The 7,293-nt window shown below is 38.2% G+C and carries 5 protein-coding genes; 1 reads left to right on the top strand and 4 read right to left on the bottom strand.

Features of this window, described 5'->3' with window-relative positions; translation table 11 throughout:
* The first annotated feature begins 175 nt into the window (after nucleotides 1–175).
* Complete coding sequence (locus RWZ99_RS01425; protein ID WP_314675920.1) at nucleotides 176–2,812, top strand: calcium-translocating P-type ATPase, PMCA-type; 2,637 nt, start codon at nucleotides 176–178, stop codon at nucleotides 2,810–2,812.
* A 167-nt stretch (nucleotides 2,813–2,979) separates the two neighbouring features.
* On the opposite strand, the gene dltD is transcribed toward RWZ99_RS01425, so the two are convergent.
* From dltD to dltA, 4 genes are read right to left on the bottom strand one after another with little or no spacing between them, the layout of a single operon-like run.
* The gene (gene dltD / locus RWZ99_RS01420) at nucleotides 2,980–4,248 is read right to left on the bottom strand and encodes a D-alanyl-lipoteichoic acid biosynthesis protein DltD (RefSeq protein ID WP_314675918.1); all 1,269 of its coding nucleotides are present in this window, start codon (nucleotides 4,246–4,248) and stop codon (nucleotides 2,980–2,982) included.
* Complete coding sequence (dltC, locus tag RWZ99_RS01415; RefSeq protein ID WP_314675917.1) at nucleotides 4,241–4,480, bottom strand: D-alanine--poly(phosphoribitol) ligase subunit DltC; 240 nt, start codon at nucleotides 4,478–4,480, stop codon at nucleotides 4,241–4,243. The genes dltD and dltC overlap by 8 nt, the downstream gene beginning before the upstream one ends.
* Before the next feature lie 17 nt (nucleotides 4,481–4,497).
* On the bottom strand, nucleotides 4,498–5,745 hold the full coding sequence (gene dltB, locus RWZ99_RS01410; protein ID WP_314675916.1) for a D-alanyl-lipoteichoic acid biosynthesis protein DltB: 1,248 nt from the start codon (nucleotides 5,743–5,745) through the stop codon (nucleotides 4,498–4,500).
* Nucleotides 5,742–7,292, bottom strand: coding sequence for a D-alanine--poly(phosphoribitol) ligase subunit DltA (gene dltA, locus RWZ99_RS01405; RefSeq protein WP_314675915.1), 1,551 nt, complete (start codon nucleotides 7,290–7,292; stop codon nucleotides 5,742–5,744). Before dltA ends, dltB begins: the two co-directional genes overlap by 4 nt.
* Nucleotide 7,293 lies beyond the last annotated feature (1 nt).

Raw genomic sequence — 7,293 nt, 5'->3', positions numbered from 1 at the left:
TTAAGTAGATTTTAGGTATTTACCGTGTCTACTTAAGAGGTATCATATCATTCTCTGCTAAAAAATTAACAATTTAATAGTAAAATAAAGTATAATACTTACTGACAGTTATTAAAATTACTGCTTCTATTAGGTTTTAAATTCTTGAATAATCTAGAAAGGACAAATACGTTTTATGAAAAAATTTAAAGGTTTGACTTCTGCAGAAGTTCAAGCAAGTAAAGACTCTCATGGTGATAATAGGCTCTCTAGTAAAGAGACTAACTCGCTTCTTTCAATATTTATTGAAGCCTTTCAGGATCATTGGATTCTCATCCTCTTGGCTGCCTTAGGATTCAAAATCATCTTCAACTTTGTAGGAATGATTTTCCCTGCTATTGGTGAAGCTAATTGGTATGAGGCTATCTCCCTTATTTTCGCCATTTTGATGTCTACAGGATTCTCAGCAATCTCTCAATACCGTAATGAGCAAAAATTCAATACTCTCCAAGAAGAGGCTTCAAAAACTAATGCTAAGGTTTATCGTGATGGTAAACTTAAAGAAATTCTCGTTGATGATATTGTAAAAGGTGATCAAATTCTTCTTCAATCAGGGGACAAGATTCCAGTTGACGGTATCATCTTGGAAGGTAAATTAAAAGTAAACCAAGCTGTCTTAAATGGTGAAAGCGAGGATGCCACAAAACTTCCTCTTGGTGACCAAGAAGAGCCAGACTCTTCAGACCTCTTTACAGAACTTAAGGTCTTCCGTGGTACAGTCGTAACTTCAGGAGAAGCTGTGATGGAAGCTACACAAATTGGTGATAACACTGTTTTAGGGAGCATCAATACTTCTCTTCAAGAAGATAGTAAAGATTCACCATCTAAAGAAAAACTTAACAAGCTTGCTGAAAACATCGGGGTCCTCGGTTATAGCGCAGGCGCTGCCTATTCAGTAATCAACCTTGTATTAGGCTTTATTGCCCTCAATAAAGCTAACAACCTCAATGGTGGTTCAATTTTCCTTCTTATTATTGAAACAATTCTCTTTGCGGTTACCATCATCATCATGGCTGTTCCAGAAGGACTTCCAATGGTGTTAGCACTCGTTTCCTCAATGAACTCAGGTCGACTTTTAGCTCAAAATATCCTAGTCCGCCATCCTGATACTATTGAAACAGCTGGATACATGAATATTCTCTTCAGTGATAAGACTGGTACAATCACAGAAGGTAAACTATCTGTAGTTGACTTTTTCCTTGCTGATGGGACACTTTATGCGGCTACTGGTGAAACTGATGCTCCAGATTTTGACACAATGTCAGATAGCCTTAAAGCTGAAATGATTAATGGTATTGGTCTAAATAACGATGCCATGGTAGCTGATGGCAATGCTGTTGGAAGTAATGCCACTGACCGTGCACTGCTTGACTTCTTGATTGGACGTTCTCAACTTGATTTCGATACTAATACAATTACTGAAAAGCAACAATTCAACTCAGCAACAAAGTTCGCAAGTGTGACGACTAACGATGGAAAAACCTACATAAAAGGTGCTCCAGAATTTATCCTAAATGACTGCTACTACTATCTTGATAAAGATGGTCATAAACAAAACTTTACAGATGATATTAAAGCTCGTTTTCAAGAGTTATCATTGGAACAAGCTAACCGTTCAATGCGTTTGCTTGCTATCCTCAATACAGATGGTAATGATAAAGTCTTGATTGGTATCGTATGTATCCGTGATAACGTTCGTTCTTCAATTAAACAAACCGTTGAAACAATGAACCGTGCAGGTGTTCAAGTGGTTATGGTAACTGGTGACCGTAAAGAAACTGCTGTTGCTATCGCTAAAGAAGCAGGTATCGTCACTGAAGAAAATGATCTTGTCCTTACTCACGATGAACTTTCTGCCCTCTCAGATCAAGAACTTAAACAACAACTGCCTCACTTAAAAGTGGTAAGTCGTGCCCTTCCAATGGATAAAAAACGTCTTATTGAGGCAGCTCAAGAACTCGATATGGTAGCTGGTATGACGGGTGATGGGGTCAATGACTCACCAGCCCTTAAATCAGCTGATGTTGGTTTCTCAATGGGTGATGGTACTGAAGTCGCACGTGAAGCCTCAGATATCGTTATCTTAAACAATTCATTGACTTCTATTGAGAAAGCCGTCCTCTATGGACGTACCATGAGTAAGTCAGTAAGTAAGTTTATCATCTTCCAGTTAACAGTTAATGTGACGACTATTGCCATGTCACTCCTCTCACCACTTTTGGGTCTCAAAGAGCCATTTACAATCATCCAAATTCTCTGGATTAACCTTATCATGGACACACTCGCTGCCCTTGCCTTTGGTGAAGAGCCTACGCTAGATCGTTATATGAACGAAAAGCCAGTTGCTAAGAAAGCAAATATTCTTACTAACTATATGAAATCTGCTATCGGTGTAGCTAGTGGCTTCATTACTGTCGTATGTTTGGCCATTCTCAAAAATGTTGGTGGTATCCAAGACTTTATCACAAATGGAACTGGTAACTTTGAGATGGTAACAACCTTTACATTCACAGTATTTATCTATGCTATCATTTTCAACTCGCTTAATACCCGTAGTAATGGCTTCAATGTTTTTGAACATATCGGAGAAAACAAGAAATTCTCAATCGTTATGATTTCTATCGCTGTTGTTCAAACCTTGATTATCCAATTTGGTGGAAAAGTATTTAGTACTGTCCCAATGGATGTTCAACACTATATCATTGCTCTTCTTATTGCGGTTTTGATTATACCTGCAGATTTAATGCGAAAAGCTCTAACTAAAAACAAGTAAGAGTGTTTAAGATGTTGCAATGCTTCAAAGTGATTAAAAGGATTGGGTTTTACTCCCAATCCTTTTTCCACATATCTAAAGGTAACCTATGAAAAAATTATAAGAGCAATATTATTCCCTTATTACTCTATAACAAAAAAAGGCTTTCTAAAGCCTTTTTCTGTATGTTACTTAAACTGACTAGGAGTTCCTGTATATCCTGCCCAGTCCTTACTATAAAAGCGATCATTTAATTTATAGCTAGGTGCAGGTGTTGGGTTACTAACGAAAGGATCAACGAGCTTGTCAAAGGCTACCCAACCTTTCCAGCCCATATGAATGGTGTCTTGCATAAAGTAAGGTTGATCGCCATCTTTTGAGAAGTCTGCAATATTGGTAAATCCTTGACTTTCCAATTGATAACGGATTTTAGAAACCGTAGCATCATACATTTCCTGATTAAGTCCAGTATAAGCCATCCACTTGCTATTAACTGGTGGAATGACAAAGATAACATTTGTATTTGACTTGGCAAATTGATTAAGAACCAACTGCAAATCACCATATTCTTGAGAAACTTCATAGGAAAGATTTTTCTGGAAACCTTTAAGTTTACCAATCTTTTTAGATAAGCGTTTCTTATAAAAACGGTCATCAATACCAAAGTCATTTGATTTGGTATGTGCTTCTGCATCTCTTACAGCAACCTTATCAAGGGCATCATAAGAAAATTGGTCTGGTAACTCTTTAAGATAAGGAAGAACCTTTTTATCATAATTAGCGTTATTTGACGCCGCTAGAGGGCTAAACAAGCTATCTTCTCGCTTATTTAGCTCTGCCATGAATTGAACATAGGTTTTATCAACAGTATTGAGATCTTGTCCTTTGGCCACTTTAGAAAGTTGAGATTTCATCGTTATATCAGGTTTCATCTCTAAGATACGTTCAGCAGCATACTGTGAATTTGCATCCGTCTGATTTTGACTTAAAAAACTACTAAGTTGGTCGTTATTGAAGAACTGCTGAAAAGCTACAGAATTATAACCCTTTTTAGTGAACCATTGTGGAGACAAGACGTACACTGCTGTACCATTTTGCAATTCTGGAAGCATTTGTTGCATCCCCAAATATTGATTTAGAGAGGCGGCCCCACGTTGTCCAATAAAGTATGGGCGATAGTTACGATCGTATTTTTCTGCTAAAACAGCCGGATGAAGGGCATCAAAACGTAACCACTCACTAGACCCAAAGTAAGGTACAAAACGATGATTCTTGTCTGAAAGAGCGGTAGTTTTTTTCATCCGACTCTTAAAGTTTTCATTCGTCAACGTTACTGCGCTACGTTTTTCAGCCTCATAACTATGTTTTTTGCCTTGTGGGTAGGCATATATAACTACAACTACCAAGACCAAGGCACAAATTACTGGACCAAAAATCTGCCATAAACGCTTAAGCATTGCGAAGCTCCGTTACCCCTTCAATAATCTTATTAGCTGTGTTCCAATCATCACGACCAAATTCTGAAACTGGGACACGAATATCAAAACGTGATTCCAATTCAACGATAAGTTCAACTGTTCCCATTGAATCAAGAACACCAGCATCGAAAAGGTCTTCATCCATCATGTCTGATACATCTTCCATGAAGAGTTCATCAATAATTTCAATAACTTCTGATTTTACATCCATTTTTAAATTTCCTTTACTTATTTTTTAGTGAACCAGAGATCATTCAAGAATCCAGAGAAAATCAAGAATGATAACATAACTGTATTAAATGTGATAAAGATTCCCAAAGCCTTGGTCCATTTATTTTCAGGAAGAGGCTTGAGACCTGCTTTTTTACGCTCTTTATTAATGGTCTTCTTCTTACGCAACCAGGCATCGTTAATACCTAGACCGATACCATGGAAAATACCATAGGCAATATAGTACCAAGTAACCCCATGCCAGAATCCCATAACCATCATATTAAGAACATAGGCTACGTTTGATGTGGTATTACGATTTTTAAAAACCTTATTTCTCATCAAAACCATAACCATACGCATAAAGACAAAGTCACGGAACCAGAAAGACAAACTCATATGCCAACGATTCCAAAATTCTTTCAAATCACGGGAAATGAAAGGCTTGTCAAAGTTGATTGGGCTCTTAATCCCCATGAGATTAGACGCTGCGAGAGCAAACATTGAGTAACCCGCAAAATCAAAGAAGAGATCAAGTCCAAAAACATACATGACACCAAGTGTCGGCAAATTAAAGATACCGCCTTGGCTCAATGCTTGTGCTTTTAATGGTGGTAAAAGCATACTTCCAAAAATCTGAGCCAAAACAAACTTATAGAGGAAACCAAGCATAATATACTTGACTGCTTGCTCCAACATATTCATCAACTCATCTCGGTCAGGAATTGCTTGATAGTCGTCATTAAAGCGTTTGAAGCGATCAATGGGACCACTTGTGAAGGTCGGCATAAAAAGCATGAAACGGAGAAATTCACCTAGCGTAAACTCCTTAAGGACTCCGTCACGCATCTCAATAATCATACCAACCGCACGGAAGGTTAAATAAGAGATACCGAGAAAGTTTAAAAACGACTGGGTCCCATTAATGGCAGGCTCTACCTTAACAAAAATCAAGGGAAGAACTACAAGAAACGAGTGCAAATAGAAGACCCATTTATTATCCTTTTGACTACGATAACGTTTGTATGAGTATACCCAGATGATTTGCCAGACAATATAGAAAAGCAAAGCTAAGATTTGGCTAGCATGGGTACCTGTCAGAGCAAGAACGATAAAGGCCATACTTACCAAGCATTCATAAATAGCAAAGCGCTTTTGAAAGAATAATCCTATAAAGATTGGTAATAAGGCTACTCCAAGATAGATAAAATAGAAAGGATTTCCATAAGCTTCTAAATGGGGAAGCTGTTTCAAGAAGTCTATCATCGATTGTTAACCTCACTGATAAGACCCTTGATATCAATCTTCCCATTTGGTGTAAGAGGCAAGTTCTCACGATAGAGGAACTTAGTAGGCATCATGTATGACATCATGATATCTTCCAAGTCAGCTTTGATAGCCTTGGTAATATCAATATCACGCTCAAACTGCTCACGTACACCATCCTTAAGAATCACATAAGCTAAGAGATTCTGAACCTTATGGTCTTTGTTATAACGTGGAACAGCTACTGCTGAATCGATATACTTAGACTTATTAAGGTTTTGTGAGACATCTTCTAACTCAATACGGAAACCATTGAATTTAATTTGGAAATCCATACGTCCTCCGTAGAGAAGGAGACCTTCATCAGTCATCGTTCCCACATCACCAGTATGGTAGGCAGGTAGACCATTAAACTCGAAAAAGGATTCAGCAGTCTTTTCAGGATTATTCATGTAGCCTTTGGAAACTGCTGGACCTGATACGATAATTTCACCCTGCTGACCATTTGGTAGGATATTACCACCCTCATCAATAATATATGTTGGTGAATCTTCCTTGGTATAACCAATTGGTAGACGCTTAAGAGTAGATAGCATCTCATCAGTTACTGCTACTGCTGACAAGGCAACAGTAGCCTCAGTTGGCCCATAAGCATTGATAATACGTGCTTCTGGGAAACGTTGGCGAAGTTTCTGAGCAGTCTTGACAGTCAACTCTTCCCCATCGAAATAGAAATGCGTAATTTCTGGCATCTTTTCTGCATTAAAGTCTTCAGATAACATTGCCATATCTGCAAATGATGGCGTGGATGTCCAAATAGCAATTGGAAGTGAAAAAATCGTTTCAAAGAGTTGCTTGAAATCCTGAGTAATAGCTGAAGGAAGGGCATAGAGGGTGCCTCCAAGTGCCAAAGTTGGCGCCCAGTACATTACTGATAGGTCAAATGAATAAGGCGGTTGAGCCAACATTTGAGGACGTTTTGGAGTCGCAAATTCCTTGTCTGTAATCATCCAGTTGGTGAAACTAAGAAGGTTATTATGCGAAATCTGAACCCCTTTAGGTTTACCTGTAGTCCCTGATGTGAAGATAATGTAATAGGTATCATCACCCTTAACAGAATGACTTACTTGGTAAATAGTCTTACTTTCAAAAGCTGCTGTCACTTGATCCAATGTCAAGATTGGCGCTTTAACATCCTCGATTGGGAAGTCGTTAATAGCAATAATCAGACTTGGCTCTGCTACTTCAACAATAGCCGTCACGCGCTCAAGAGCTGAGTGACTATCAATTGGAATATAGGCGTGGCCAGATTTAGTCAAAGCTACGAAAGTTGCCAACATTTCATATTCTTGACCACCATAAACCACAACAGGTGATTTTTCTGGGATATCAAGGCTATCAATCTTGGCAGCTAAACTATCCGAATCGGCTTTCAAGTCGCTGTAAGTATGGACTTCCCCTAAAATATTGTAAACAGGAAAGTCAGGTTGTGATTGAGCAAACTGCTCAATCGTTTCAATCATATCTTTAATTTTTGTATTCGTCATT

The sequence above is a fragment of the uncultured Streptococcus sp. genome, from assembly GCF_963545685.1.
In the GTDB taxonomy this organism is placed as follows: Bacteria; Bacillota; Bacilli; order Lactobacillales; family Streptococcaceae; genus Streptococcus.
This window is presented reverse-complemented; position numbering and strand designations above follow the sequence as displayed.